Source organism: Pantoea sp. USHLN298 (assembly GCF_037149395.1).
Classification (GTDB): domain Bacteria; phylum Pseudomonadota; class Gammaproteobacteria; order Enterobacterales; family Enterobacteriaceae; genus Pantoea; species Pantoea astica.
The window spans coordinates 119750-132331 of the sequence record NZ_JBBCRO010000001.1; the positions used below are offsets into that span (position 1 = coordinate 119750).

A 12582-nucleotide genomic window follows, 5' to 3' on the forward strand; every position below is an offset into this window, starting at 1 on the left:
CCCTAAGGGAACTGCCGTGTTAAATCGTTATCCTTTGTGGAAGTATGTGATGCTGGTCGTCGTGATTCTCGTCGGCCTGCTGTATGCGCTTCCCAACCTCTATGGTGAGGATCCGGCCGTTCAAATCACTGGCGCGCGCGGAAGCGCCGCCAGTGAGCAGACGTTGGATCACATTCAGTCCGCATTAAAACAAGACAATATCCAGAGCAAATCCGTTGCGCTGGAAAACGGGGCGATTACTGCGCGCTTTGCTAACACCGACGTGCAGTTGCGCGCCCGTGAAGCGATCATGAAAGCGCTGGGTGAAGACTACGTCGTGGCGCTGAACCTGGCACCGGCCACGCCGCGCTGGCTGACGATGCTGTCAGCGGAACCGATGAAACTCGGTCTCGATCTGCGTGGTGGTGTGCACTTCCTGATGGAAGTGGACATGGATACCGCCTTAGGCAAGCTGCAGGAGCAGAATGCCGATACGCTGCGTAGCGATCTGCGCACCAAAAATATTCCTTATACCAACGTCAACAAAATCGCGAACTACGGCGTGGAAATTCGTTTCCGTGACGCCGCCAGCCGTGATGCTGCTGTCTCCTGGCTGACCTCCCGTCATCAGGACCTGGTGATCAACAGCAGCGGCAACGATGCGCTGCGCGCTACCATGAGCGATGCGCGCCTGAGCGAAGCGCGTGAATATGCGGTTCAGCAGAACATTACTATCCTGCGTAACCGTGTGAACCAGCTGGGCGTAGCCGAACCGCTGGTGCAGCGTCAGGGTTCCGATCGCATTGTGGTTGAGCTGCCAGGGATTCAGGACACGGCCCGCGCGAAAGAGATTCTGGGTGCGACCGCGACGCTGGAATTCCGTCTGGTTAACACCAGCGTTGATCCTACCGCGGCGGCCAGTGGCCGGGTGCCGGGTGACTCTGAAGTCAAAGATATGCGTGACGGCCAGCCGGTGGTGCTCTACAAGCGGGTGATCCTGACCGGTGACCACATCACCGACTCGACCTCCAGCATGGATGAGTACAACCAGCCACAGGTGAACATTTCACTGGATGGCGCAGGCGGTAACATCATGTCTAACTTCACCAAGGACAACATCGGCAAGCCGATGGCGACCCTGTTTGTGGAGTACAAAGACAGCGGTAAAAAAGATGCCAATGGCCGTTCGATTCTGGTGAAACAGGAAGAGGTGATTAACGTCGCTAACATCCAGTCTCGCCTCGGGAACAGCTTCCGCATCACCGGCATCAACAATCCGAACGAAGCGCGTCAACTGTCGCTGCTGCTGCGTGCCGGTGCGTTGATTGCGCCAATCCAGATTGTGGAAGAGCGCACCATCGGCCCGACCATGGGTCAGCAAAACATTACTCAGGGTCTGGAAGCCTGCCTGTGGGGCCTGCTCGCCTCGATCCTGTTTATGGTGGTGTTCTACAAGAAGTTTGGTCTGATTGCGACCAGTGCGCTGTTGGTGAACCTGGTGCTGATTGTCGGCGTTATGTCACTGCTGCCTGGCGCGACCCTGACTATGCCGGGTATTGCCGGTATTGTGTTAACTCTGGCGGTGGCAGTCGATGCTAACGTACTGATTAACGAACGTATTAAAGAAGAGCTGCGTAACGGGCGCTCGGTTCAGCAGGCAATTCATGAGGGCTATAAAGGCGCCTTCTCCAGTATTGTCGATGCGAACGTGACCACCCTGATCAAAGTCATCATTCTTTATGCGGTCGGCACCGGTTCGATCAAAGGCTTTGCGATTACCACCGCAATTGGTATCGCGACTTCAATGTTCACCGCGATCGTCGGTACCCGTGCCATTGTTAACCTGGTTTACGGTGGCAAACGCATCAACAAGCTGTCTATCTGAGGAGTGCGTTGTGGCACAGGAATATAACATTGAGCAGTTGAACCACGGGCGTAAAGTCGTCGACTTTATGCGCTGGGATAAGCTGGCCTTCATCATCTCAGGTCTGCTGATTATCGCCGCGATTGCCATTGTCGGCATCCGTGGCTTCAACTGGGGACTCGATTTCACCGGCGGTACGGTGATTGAGATCGCGCTGGAAAAACCGGCCGATCTCGATACGCTGCGTGGTGATTTGGTGAAAGCGGGATTTGACGAGCCGCTGGTGCAGAACTTTGGCAGCAGCCGTGACGTGATGGTGCGCATGGCACCGGTCAGCGGACCGGCAGGCACCGAGTTAGGCAACAAAGTGGTTTCGGTGATTAACCAGACCACCCAGCAGAACGCCACCGTGAAGCGTATCGAGTTCGTTGGCCCGAGCGTGGGTAGCGATCTGGCGCAGGCGGGTGCGATGGCGCTGCTGTCGGCACTGGTTGCGATTCTGATCTATATCGGTTTTCGCTTTGAGTGGCGTCTGGCGCTGGGTACCGTACTGGCGCTGGCGCATGACGTGATCATCACCTGCGGCCTGCTGGCGCTGTTCCGGATTGAGATCGACCTGACGATTGTCGCCTCGCTGATGTCGGTGATTGGCTACTCGCTTAACGATAAAATCGTGGTTTCCGACCGTATTCGTGAGAACTTCCGCAAGATTCGCCGCGGCAGCTCTTACGACATTACCAACGTGTCGCTGACCCAGACGTTAAGCCGTACCCTGATTACTTCACTGACCACGCTGGCGATGATCCTCATCCTGTTCATCTTTGGTGGCGCGTTGCTGAAAGGCTTCTCACTGACCATGTTGATCGGTGTGACCATCGGTACGATTTCATCGATTTATGTCTCGTCGGCGCTGGCGCTGAAGCTGGGCATGAAGCGTGAACATATGCTGGTGCAGAAAGTCGAAAAAGAGGGCGCGGATCAGCCTTCTATTCTGCCGTAAGCGTGGCAGAGTGATGAAAAACGGGCGGCCTGTGAGGGTCGCCCGTTTTTATTTGCGCCGGTTAAGGCGCAGCAGGAGTCGTTTGAGTCGGTGAGTCAGCGGTCACATCGTGCACTCGGAGATATCCCAGCTGATCCGGCGTCAGGCCACTCAGCCGCAGCGGGACATCCGCTGAGTGTTGCGGTAACAGCGAGGCGGGAACGGCAATGGTCTGGCTCAGGCTGTCGCTGTTAAGCGGCTTGCCGGTTGCCGGGTCCAGTACGCCCCAGATTACCGTCGCGTGCAGCGCAGGCAACGGTTGATCGTCCATCGAGCGGATCGACAGCGTAGCCCGCGATCCACTGGCTTCTGCCACCACCGGCGACAGCGTCAGCCGCAGCGTGCCGAGCTGAGTTTGCAACGCCACCGGGGTATTCGCCTGCGGCACCAGCCATGCGCCGTTGGTTGAGTGGCTGTTAAGCTGCCCCTGAATCTCCAGCGCACTCGCCTGGGTGGTTAAGTGCTGCATCTGCTGATTAAGCTGGCTCACTTCCTGATGCAACTGTTTAACCTGCGGGTTCGTCACCGGGGTACTACAACCGCTCAGTAACGCCAGTGAAAGTGCTGCTGGCGCCCAAACCGTCCTGATCATAAGTTATCCTTGTCGGTTATTTTGGAATGCGTAAAACCTGGCCGGGATAGATCTTATCAGGATGCGACAGCATTGGCTTGTTGGCTTCGAAAATCTTGTTGTATTCGTTAGGATTTCCATAAACCTGTTTTGAAATAGCGCTCAGCGTGTCGCCTTTTTTCACCGTGTAGAGTTCCGACTCGGCTGCGCTGTCGTTCACGGTCACCTTGTCTTCCACTTTGGTGATGCCCGCTACGTTGCCGGCGGCAACCAGAATCTTCTCTTTCAGCTCCTGTGACAGGCCATCACCGCTGACTGTAACGGTGTCGCCATCCACTTTCACATTCACTTTGTCACTGTCCGGCAGGCCGAGCTTATTAATGTGATCCTGCAATTTTTTACTCTGGTCATCGCCGCCATTCACGGCATCCCACAGCTTTTCACCCGCTTCTTTCACGAAATTGAACAAACCCATAAAACCTCCAATGTGTCAGGTAAATTATTTTACTTGCAGCTCATTAAGCGTAGTCCCTTTTGCCGCAGGTGAAATTTACCACTGTTTATGCTGCGAGGTGAATCCTGCAAACGCACGGAAGAGATTTTGTTGATCGGCAGTTCGCGCTACACTGTCAGGCCCATTTCTCTCGCGTCAGGAAACGTCATGCATTGCCCATTCTGCTCCGCTGTGGACACCAAAGTGATTGATTCTCGTCTGGTTAGTGAAGGATCGTCGGTGCGACGCCGCCGCCAGTGTCTGATGTGTCATGAGCGTTTTACCACTTTTGAGGTGGCAGAACTGGTGATGCCGCGCGTGGTGAAGAGTAATGACGTACGCGAACCTTTCAATGAAGACAAAATGGCCAGCGGGATGATGAAGGCGCTTGAGAAGCGTCCGGTTAGTGCCGACGCGGTTGAGAGCGCGGTAAACCACATTAAAACCCAGCTGCGCGCCACCGGCGAACGCGAAATTCCCAGCAAACTGATTGGCAATCTGGTGATGGATGAGCTGAAAAAGCTCGATAAAGTCGCCTATATTCGTTTTGCCTCGGTTTACCGCAGTTTCGAAGATATACGTGATTTTGGCGAAGAGATCGCCCGGTTACAGGATTAAGCGATGACCGATGAAATCTATATGGCGCGCGCGCTGGAACTGGCGCGGCGCGGCCGTTTTACCACCATGCCGAATCCGAACGTCGGCTGTGTGATCGTACGCGACGGTCAGGTGGTGGGCGAGGGCTGGCATCAGCGTGCCGGTGAACCCCATGCTGAAGTCCATGCTCTGCGGATGGCCGGTGAAAAAGCGCGTGGCGCGACCGCTTATGTCACGCTGGAGCCGTGCAGCCATCATGGCCGCACGCCGCCCTGCAGCGATGCGCTGATCGCCGCCGGTGTCAGCCGGGTAGTCGCGGCGATGCAGGACCCCAATCCGCAGGTTGCCGGTCGCGGTCTGCACCGTCTGCATCAGGCCGGGATTGCGGTCAGTCATGGGCTGATGATGGACGAAGCGGAAGCCCTGAACCGCGGTTTCCTGAAGCGGATGCGTACCGGTTTCCCGTGGATCCAGCTCAAACTGGGTGCCTCGCTGGATGGTCGCACTGCGATGGCGAATGGCGAAAGCCAGTGGATCACCTCAGCGGCCGCGCGTCGTGATGTTCAGCGGTTACGGGCGCAAAGCGCCGCGATCCTCAGCAGCAGCGCCACGGTGCTGGCTGACGATCCCTCACTGACGGTGCGCTGGTCCGAACTCAACGCCGACACCCAAGCATTACTGAATGAGCAGCAACTGCGGCAGCCGCTGCGGGTGATCATCGATAGCCAGAACCGGGTGACACCGCAGCATCGCCTGATTGACCAGCCGGGCGAAACCTGGCTGATGCGCCATCAACCCGATCAGCAGTCGTGGCCTGCCAGCGTCACGCAAATCGCGGTACCGCTGCGCGAACAGCAGCTGGACCTGGTGGCGATGATGATGCTGCTGGGTCAGCGTCAGGTGAACAGCGTCTGGGTCGAAGCGGGTGCCAGCCTGGCGGGCGCGCTGCTGCAGGCCGGACTGGCGGATGAACTGATTGTTTATCTGGCACCGAAGTTACTTGGCGACCAGGGTCGCGGCCTGTGCCAGCTGCCGGGCCTTGATCGGCTGGCCGATGCGCCGAACTTTGTTTTCCGCGACGTTCGTCAGGTCGGCGAGGATTTACGCCTGACCCTGACGCCGCAATAACACGGACGGAAAAGCGAGAGCACGCCGCCGAAGAGTATGATAGAATCCGCCCCCCTGCGCGGGGCCAAACAAACCCCCTGAAAGGATAAGTATGAACGTTATCGAAGCTGCTGTTGCAACGCCTGAGGCCAATGTTGCCATCGTTATTGCGCGTTTTAACAACTTCATTAATGACAGCCTGCTGGATGGTGCAGTTGATGCCCTGAAACGTATTGGCCAGGTCAAAGATGACAATATCACCGTAGTCTGGGTTCCTGGCGCGTATGAACTGCCTCTGGCAGCGCGCGCGCTGGCAAAAACCAGCAAGTATGACGCCGTTATTGCACTGGGTACCGTGATTCGTGGTGGCACCGCTCACTTCGAATATGTGGCCGGTGAAGCCAGCTCCGGTATCGCCAGCGTTGCCATGAACAGCGAGATTCCAGTCGCGTTCGGCGTGCTGACCACCGAAAATATCGAGCAGGCCATTGAGCGTGCTGGCACCAAAGCCGGTAATAAAGGTGCCGAAGCGGCCCTGACTGCGCTCGAAATGATCAACGTATTGAAAGCCATTAAAGCCTGATTTTTGTAAGGGGAATTTTGTGAAACCTGCTGCTCGTCGTCGCGCCCGTGAGTGCGCTGTTCAGGCGCTTTACTCCTGGCAGTTGTCTAACAACGACATTGCCGATGTGGAATACCAGTTTCTGGCGGAACAAGACGTCAAAGACGTCGACATTAGCTATTTCCGCGAACTGCTGTCCGGTGTGGCGACCAACAGTGCGTATCTGGATGGACTGATGAAGCCTTACCTGTCGCGTCAGCTCGAAGAGCTGGGCCAGGTCGAAAAAGCTATCCTGCGTATCTCGCTGTATGAGCTGAGCAAACGCGATGATGTGCCCTATAAAGTGGCCATCAACGAAGGGATTGAGCTGGCGAAAGTGTTCGGCGCTGAAGACAGCCATAAATTTGTTAACGGCGTACTGGATAAAGCCGGTCCACAGATTCGACCCCATCGCAAATAAACAAAAAGGCCGGCTTGCCGGCCTTTTTTCATAAAGGGTTAAGCGGAACGCAATTATGTCTTGTGGTGAATTTGAACTCATCGCACGCTACTTCAACCGCAGAACGCGCAGCCGTCGTGACGTCGAACTCGGCATCGGCGACGATTGTGCGTTACTTAGCGTGCCGGAAAAACAGACGCTGGCGATCAGCACCGATACCCTGGTCGCGGGCGTGCATTTCTTACGGGATATCCATCCTGCCGATTTAGGCTACAAAGCGCTGGCGGTTAACCTCAGCGATCTCGCCGCGATGGGCGCCGATCCGGCGTGGCTGACGCTGGCCTTAACCCTGCCGCAGGTCGATGAGAGCTGGCTCTCTGCGTTCAGCGAAAGCCTGTTCGAGCTGCTGGAATATTATGATATGCAGCTGGTGGGCGGCGATACCACGCGCGGCCCGCTGAGCCTGACGCTGGCGATTCATGGCCTGGTGCCGCAGGGCCGCGCCCTGAAACGTTCGGGCGCAAAACCGGGTGACTGGATCTACGTCACCGGCACGCTGGGTGACAGTGCGGCCGGTCTGGCGCTGCTGCAACATCACTGCCGTATCAGCGATCCGGCGGTGCATGAAGCGCTGATTAAACGCCATCTGCGGCCGATGCCGCGCATTCTGCAGGGGCAGGCGCTGCGCTCTCTGGCTTCCTCGGCGGTGGATCTCTCTGACGGGTTGATCTCTGACCTCGGTCATGTGCTGAAAGCCAGCGGTTGTGGCGCGCGGCTAAACCTCGACGCGTTACCGCTCTCCGCCGCGCTACGCGATCACTTCGAGCCCGATCAGGTGTTACGCTGGGCGCTGAGCGGCGGCGAAGATTATGAGCTCTGCTTTACCGTGCCTGAGGTGAACCGCGGCGCGCTGGACGTGGCGCTGGGTCATCTTGGCGTGCCTTATACCTGCATTGGTCAGATGGCACCGGAGTCGGAAGGGCTACTGCTGCTGGAAAACGGCAAGCCAGCGACGTTCCGCCATAAAGGGTTTGATCACTTTGATGCTAAATAACGACGTGGCAAAAGGCCGGCTGCGGATGAGCAATCCCTGGCATCTGCTGGCGACCGGTTTTGGCAGCGGACTCAGCCCGGTGGTGCCTGGCACCATGGGATCGCTGGCGGCGATCCCCTTCTGGTGGCTGATGACATCTCTGCCGCAGGATCTTTACTCGCTGGTGGTGCTGGTGGGGATCTGCGTCGGCGTTTACCTCTGTCATCGTACCGCCAAAGATATGGGCGTACACGATCACGGCAGCATTGTCTGGGACGAGTTTATCGGCATGTGGATCACGCTGATGGCGATCCCGGTTAACAGCTGGCAGTGGGTGCTGGGCGGCTTTGTGCTGTTCCGCATTCTGGATATGTGGAAACCCTGGCCGATACGCTGGTTCGATCGCAACGTGCATGGCGGTATGGGCATCATGGTTGACGATATTATTGCCGGCGTGATTGCCGCGGCGATGCTGTATGGCTTTGGGGTCTGGCTGGCCGGTTAAGACGGTTGTTGGCATCCCGCATGGAATGCCGTTATTGCCGCGCACCTTAACTCCGCGGTTAAGGTGCGCGCGTCAGCGTTTACTCGTATCCGACCGCCTGATGCGGTTGATAGACCTCTTCCAGCGCGGCAATCTCAGCTTCACTCAGCGTCACCTCTACCGCCTTCACCAAATCATCAAACTGCTCAGCTCGCGAAGCACCAATAATGGGTGCGGTGACGGCTGGCTTACTCAACAGCCATGCCAGCGCTACCTGCGCCCGGCTAACCCCTTTATCCTCAGCGACCTGCGCCAGCCGCTGCGCGATCGCCGCATCGTTCTCTTCAGTATTGGCATACAGTGATTCCATCACCTTATCTGAGCTGGAGCGCGCGGTGGTTTCGCCCCACGGACGGGTCAGCTTGCCGCGCGCCAGCGGACTCCACGGCAGCACGGCGATCTGTTCCTGCAGGCAGAGCGGGTGCATTTCACGCTCCTCCTCACGCTGAATCAGGTTGTACTGATCCTGCATGCTGACGAAGCGATGCCAGCCTCGATCCTTCTGCATCGTGAGTGCCTGAGCAAACTGGCTGGCATGCATCGATGAGGCACCGATATAGCGCGCTTTGCCGGATTGCACCACATCGTGCAGCGCTTCCAGCGTCTCCTCCAGCGGCGTATCGTAATCCCAGCGGTGGATTTGCAGCAGATCGACATGCTCCATTCCCAGGCGCTGCAGACTGTCATCAATCGATTGCAGGATATTCTGGCGCGACAGGCCCTGCGACAGGTTACTCAGCGGAAAGTAGACTTTGGTAGCGACCACTACCTCGTCGCGGCGGGCAAAGTCTTTCAGCGCCCGGCCAAGGATCTCTTCACTGCTGCCATCGGAGTAGCTATTGGCGGTGTCAAAAAAGTTGATGCCGGCATTCAGCGCCTGCTGGATCAGCGGACGACTGCTGGCTTCCGGCAGCGTCCAGGCGTGATTGCCGCGGGTCGGCTCTCCAAAGGTCATACAGCCGAGACAGAGACGCGAAACCTGCAGATCGGTATTACCCAGGTGAATGGTTTTCATAATGGCTCCAGCGGCATAGCGCATGATTTTTAGCAGAGAATAAGCATAGCAAGGGTTGCGCTCCCCGAGGGGAGCGCAGAGGAGGGGATTACTGCGCCAGCCAGCTGGCGATCTGTTGCTGAATACCTTCTGCATCCAGCAGATAGTCATGACGGATTTCGTCCTGCGTACCCTGCGGGATGAACTCATCAGGCAGGCCGATATTCAGAACCGGAATGCGCAGACGCTTCGCCATCACCAGTTCGTTGACACCACTGCCCGCGCCGCCTTTGATGGCGCCTTCTTCCAGCGTAATCAACGCTTCGTGACTGGCCGACAGCTCAGCGATCAGCGCCTCATCCAGCGGCTTAACGAAGCGCATATCCACCAGCGTGGCATTAAGCGCTTCTGCCGCGGCAGCCGCTTCCGGTAACAGCGTACCGAAGTTGAGGATCGCCAGTTTTTCGCCCTGACGCTTCACCACGCCTTTACCCAGCGGCAGGCTTTGCAACGGTGCCAGCGGCGTGCCGATGCCGGTGCCGCGCGGATAACGTACCGCGCTTGGACCATCCTGATAGTGATAACCGGTGTAGAGCATCTGCCGGCATTCGTTCTCATCGCTCGGCGTCATGATCACCATATCCGGCACGCAGCGCAGATAGGCCAGATCAAACGCGCCCTGATGGGTCTGACCATCGGCACCAACAATGCCGCCGCGATCGATAGCAAACAGGACCGGCAGTTTCTGGATAGCCACGTCGTGGATCAGCTGATCGTAGGCGCGCTGCAGGAAAGTGGAGTAGATGGCAACGATCGGTTTGTAGCCGCCAATCGCCATCCCGGCCGCGAAGGTCACTGCATGCTGCTCAGCAATCGCCACGTCAAAATACTGGTTGGGATATTCGCGTGAGAAGCCGACCATACCGGAGCCTTCACGCATCGCAGGGGTGATCGCCATCAGTTTCGGATCGTCGGCTGCCATTTCGCACAGCCAGTTACCGAAAATCTTCGAGTAGCTCGGCAAGCCTTCTGCGCTTTTGGGCAGTTCGCCGCTGGCGGGATCAAATTTCGGTACCGCATGCCAGGCGATCGGATCTTCTTCTGCCGGCGCGTAGCCTTTGCCTTTTCGGGTCATGATATGCAGGAACTGCGGCCCTTTCAGGCTGCGCATGTTGCTCAGGGTATTGACCAGCGTCAGCACATCGTGACCGTCGACCGGGCCGATATAGTTAAAGCCCAGCTCTTCGAATAGCGTACCCGGCACCACCATGCCTTTCAGATGCTCTTCGGTGCGGCGCACCAGCTCTTTAATCGGCGGCAGGCCGGTCAGCACGCGCTTTCCGCCTTCGCGCAGTCGCGCATAGGTTTTGCCCGACAGGATCTGCGCCAGGCGATTGTTCAGCGCGCCGACGTTCTCCGAGATCGACATCTCGTTATCGTTCAGGATCACCAGCATGTCTGGTTTGATATCGCCCGCGTGGTTCATCGCTTCAAATGCCATGCCCGCGGTGATGGCACCGTCGCCGATAATACAGGCGGTGCGACGACCCAGGCCTTCGCGCTCTGCCGCCGCCGCCATGCCGAGACCCGCGCTGATTGAGGTTGACGAGTGGCCGACGCTCAGCACGTCATATTCACTTTCGCCGCGCCAGGGAAACGGATGCACGCCATTTTTCTGGCGAATAGTGCCAATGCGATCGCGACGACCGGTCAGGATTTTATGCGGATAAGCCTGATGACCCACATCCCAGACCAGATGGTCGAACGGGGTGTTGTAGACATAATGAAGCGCAACCGTCAGTTCGACCACGCCTAAACCCGACGCAAAGTGGCCGCTTGAGCGGCTCACGCTGTCTAGCAGATACTGACGCAGTTCATCACAGAGCGCGGGCAACTTCTCTTTCGGCAGGGCGCGCAGCTCCTGAACCGTATTTGCCAGCGCCAGTGTCGGGTATTTTGCAATATCAAAACTCATCAGAGACTCATTATGGAAGTTATTTGTCGCGTTCAATTATGAAGCTCGCCAGCGCCTGCAATGCTGTGGTGTTATAGGATTGCGCTGCGAGAATTTCTAATGCATCAAGGGCTTCCTGATACAAATCCCGCGCTTTAGCACGGGCCTGTTCTAACCCTAACAGTGAAGGATAGGTGCTTTTGCCGAGATGTTGATCGGCTCCCTGACGTTTTCCGATAACCGCGGTATCGCCCACCACATCCAGAATGTCGTCCTGTACCTGAAAGGCGAGGCCGATAGCCTCAGCATAGCGGTCGAGTGCCGGTAAAGCTGCCCGACCCGTTTCGCCTGCCGCCAGCGCACCCAGCCGCACTGCGGCGCGAATCAGCGCGCCGGTCTTATGGCGATGAATCTGCTCCAGCTGAACCAGATCTACCGACTGACCCTCTGCCGCCAGATCCAGCGCCTGACCGCCACACATCCCCGCCACGCCGCTGGCCTGCGCCAGTTCCGACAGCATCATAAGCCGATACTCTGCGCTGACGCCCGGCATTGGCGTATCGGTCAGAATCGAGAAGGCCAGCGTCTGTAAAGCATCGCCGGCCAGTATCGCGGTATCTTCGCCATACTTAATGTGGCAGGTCGGCTGCCCGCGACGCAGTGCGTCGTCGTCCATCGCAGGGAGATCGTCATGAATCAGAGAGTACGCGTGAATGCATTCAACCGCCGCAGCGGGCGCATCCAGACTCGCCGGGTCGGCATGAAGCATTTCGCCGGTGGCATAAACCAGAAAAGGGCGCAGGCGTTTACCGCCTAATAATGCCCCATAATGCATGGCATTAACCAGAGGAGAACTCTGAAAAGGGAGTGGCTCTATAAAGCGCGTCAATGCGGCATTCACCTGCTGGTGATACCCATTCAGCATCTGGGCAAAATCCATTAGTCGTTTTCCGGGGTAAAAGAGGTGAGTTCGGCATCTTTATCGTCGCTCAGCAAAATGCGCACACGCTGTTCAGCCTGTTGCAACGTTTGCTGACCGGTACGCGCCAGTTGCACGCCCCGCTCAAACTCATTCAGTGCCTCTTCCAACGGCAGTTCACCACTTTCCAGACGGCTGACAATCTGTTCCAGCTGCTGCAATGACGTTTCAAAGCTGGCTGGCTGTTCGGCTTTTTTCGGCATATTTTGGGTCGACTCACGGTTGGGACATTATCCTGCAATCGGTCATGGTAGCTGAGACCAAATGATTAGCAAAATAATCAATGCGGCGGCTGTTGAAGAAGCAGTCACCTGACAAAGGTGATATACTCCTGCGCCTCGGATGCGGTTGCGCCATGCAGCCCGCAATTTTGTGATTTTACCAGCTAAGTGCTGCCTGTTTTAGCACTTATTTGCCCAACGAAGCT

14 protein-coding genes are annotated in these 12582 nt (G+C 57.2%); 8 read left to right on the top strand and 6 right to left on the bottom strand.

Annotated elements, in window-relative coordinates; translation table 11 throughout:
- Nucleotides 1–16 precede the first annotated feature (16 nt).
- Both secD and secF read left to right on the top strand, forming a co-directional pair.
- A complete protein-coding gene (secD, locus tag WFK59_RS00615) occupies nucleotides 17–1864 on the top strand; it encodes a protein translocase subunit SecD (protein WP_233985132.1) in 1848 nt (615 codons plus the stop codon).
- 10 nt (nucleotides 1865–1874) lie between these two features.
- Complete coding sequence (gene secF / locus WFK59_RS00620) at nucleotides 1875–2843, top strand: protein translocase subunit SecF (RefSeq protein ID WP_233985131.1); 969 nt, start codon at nucleotides 1875–1877, stop codon at nucleotides 2841–2843.
- 61 nt (nucleotides 2844–2904) lie between these two features.
- Here the strand turns inward: secF and WFK59_RS00625 are convergent, their stop codons facing one another.
- Together WFK59_RS00625 and lysM are read right to left on the bottom strand one after the other, a co-directional pair.
- On the bottom strand, nucleotides 2905–3474 hold the full coding sequence (locus WFK59_RS00625) for a DUF3251 domain-containing protein (RefSeq protein WP_336754792.1): 570 nt from the start codon (nucleotides 3472–3474) through the stop codon (nucleotides 2905–2907).
- Nucleotides 3475–3490: 16 nt separating this feature from the next.
- Nucleotides 3491–3928, bottom strand: a complete 438-nt coding sequence (lysM, locus tag WFK59_RS00630; RefSeq protein ID WP_233985129.1) for a peptidoglycan-binding protein LysM — start codon at nucleotides 3926–3928, stop codon at nucleotides 3491–3493.
- A 186-nt stretch (nucleotides 3929–4114) separates the two neighbouring features.
- Between lysM and nrdR the strand changes: the two genes are divergently transcribed.
- From nrdR to pgpA, 6 genes are all read left to right on the top strand, one after another.
- The gene (nrdR, locus tag WFK59_RS00635; RefSeq protein WP_009091750.1) at nucleotides 4115–4564 is read left to right on the top strand and encodes a transcriptional regulator NrdR; all 450 of its coding nucleotides are present in this window, start codon (nucleotides 4115–4117) and stop codon (nucleotides 4562–4564) included.
- 3 nt (nucleotides 4565–4567) lie between these two features.
- Complete coding sequence (gene ribD / locus WFK59_RS00640) at nucleotides 4568–5671, top strand: bifunctional diaminohydroxyphosphoribosylaminopyrimidine deaminase/5-amino-6-(5-phosphoribosylamino)uracil reductase RibD (RefSeq protein ID WP_336754793.1); 1104 nt, start codon at nucleotides 4568–4570, stop codon at nucleotides 5669–5671.
- 91 nt (nucleotides 5672–5762) lie between these two features.
- Nucleotides 5763–6233: a 6,7-dimethyl-8-ribityllumazine synthase gene (gene ribH / locus WFK59_RS00645; protein ID WP_094120173.1), complete on the top strand. Its 471-nt coding sequence runs from the start codon at nucleotides 5763–5765 to the stop codon at nucleotides 6231–6233.
- Nucleotides 6234–6252: 19 nt separating this feature from the next.
- A complete protein-coding gene (gene nusB, locus WFK59_RS00650; RefSeq protein WP_094120174.1) occupies nucleotides 6253–6672 on the top strand; it encodes a transcription antitermination factor NusB in 420 nt (139 codons plus the stop codon).
- Nucleotides 6673–6727: 55 nt separating this feature from the next.
- Nucleotides 6728–7705 carry a thiamine-phosphate kinase gene (gene thiL / locus WFK59_RS00655; RefSeq protein WP_293001099.1) on the top strand — a complete coding sequence of 326 codons (978 nt, stop codon included), beginning with the start codon at nucleotides 6728–6730 and terminating at the stop codon, nucleotides 7703–7705.
- Nucleotides 7695–8189 carry a phosphatidylglycerophosphatase A gene (gene pgpA / locus WFK59_RS00660; protein WP_233985126.1) on the top strand — a complete coding sequence of 165 codons (495 nt, stop codon included), beginning with the start codon at nucleotides 7695–7697 and terminating at the stop codon, nucleotides 8187–8189. Before thiL ends, pgpA begins: the two co-directional genes overlap by 11 nt.
- Nucleotides 8190–8268: 79 nt before the next feature.
- Here the strand turns inward: pgpA and WFK59_RS00665 are convergent, their stop codons facing one another.
- From WFK59_RS00665 to xseB, 4 genes are all read right to left on the bottom strand, one after another.
- Nucleotides 8269–9243 carry an aldo/keto reductase gene (locus WFK59_RS00665; RefSeq protein WP_336754794.1) on the bottom strand — a complete coding sequence of 325 codons (975 nt, stop codon included), beginning with the start codon at nucleotides 9241–9243 and terminating at the stop codon, nucleotides 8269–8271.
- 88 nt (nucleotides 9244–9331) lie between these two features.
- Complete coding sequence (gene dxs / locus WFK59_RS00670; protein ID WP_233985124.1) at nucleotides 9332–11197, bottom strand: 1-deoxy-D-xylulose-5-phosphate synthase; 1866 nt, start codon at nucleotides 11195–11197, stop codon at nucleotides 9332–9334.
- Between the two features lie 19 nt (nucleotides 11198–11216).
- On the bottom strand, nucleotides 11217–12116 hold the full coding sequence (gene ispA, locus WFK59_RS00675) for a (2E,6E)-farnesyl diphosphate synthase (protein WP_233985123.1): 900 nt from the start codon (nucleotides 12114–12116) through the stop codon (nucleotides 11217–11219).
- Nucleotides 12116–12358, bottom strand: a complete 243-nt coding sequence (gene xseB / locus WFK59_RS00680; RefSeq protein WP_094120180.1) for an exodeoxyribonuclease VII small subunit — start codon at nucleotides 12356–12358, stop codon at nucleotides 12116–12118. Before xseB ends, ispA begins: the two co-directional genes overlap by 1 nt.
- Nucleotides 12359–12582: the final 224 nt, after the last annotated feature.

Coding starts and splice junctions, on each gene's coding strand:
- thiL (WP_293001099.1), top strand. CDS start 6,728: ATGTCTTGTGGTGAATTTGAACTCATCGCACGCTACTTCAACCGCAGA.
- WFK59_RS00625 (WP_336754792.1), bottom strand. CDS start 3,474: ATGATCAGGACGGTTTGGGCGCCAGCAGCACTTTCACTGGCGTTACTG.
- ispA (WP_233985123.1), bottom strand. CDS start 12,116: ATGGATTTTGCCCAGATGCTGAATGGGTATCACCAGCAGGTGAATGCC.
- nrdR (WP_009091750.1), top strand. CDS start 4,115: ATGCATTGCCCATTCTGCTCCGCTGTGGACACCAAAGTGATTGATTCT.
- xseB (WP_094120180.1), bottom strand. CDS start 12,358: ATGCCGAAAAAAGCCGAACAGCCAGCCAGCTTTGAAACGTCATTGCAG.
- WFK59_RS00665 (WP_336754794.1), bottom strand. CDS start 9,243: ATGAAAACCATTCACCTGGGTAATACCGATCTGCAGGTTTCGCGTCTC.
- pgpA (WP_233985126.1), top strand. CDS start 7,695: ATGCTAAATAACGACGTGGCAAAAGGCCGGCTGCGGATGAGCAATCCC.
- ribH (WP_094120173.1), top strand. CDS start 5,763: ATGAACGTTATCGAAGCTGCTGTTGCAACGCCTGAGGCCAATGTTGCC.
- dxs (WP_233985124.1), bottom strand. CDS start 11,197: ATGAGTTTTGATATTGCAAAATACCCGACACTGGCGCTGGCAAATACG.
- lysM (WP_233985129.1), bottom strand. CDS start 3,928: ATGGGTTTGTTCAATTTCGTGAAAGAAGCGGGTGAAAAGCTGTGGGAT.
- ribD (WP_336754793.1), top strand. CDS start 4,568: ATGACCGATGAAATCTATATGGCGCGCGCGCTGGAACTGGCGCGGCGC.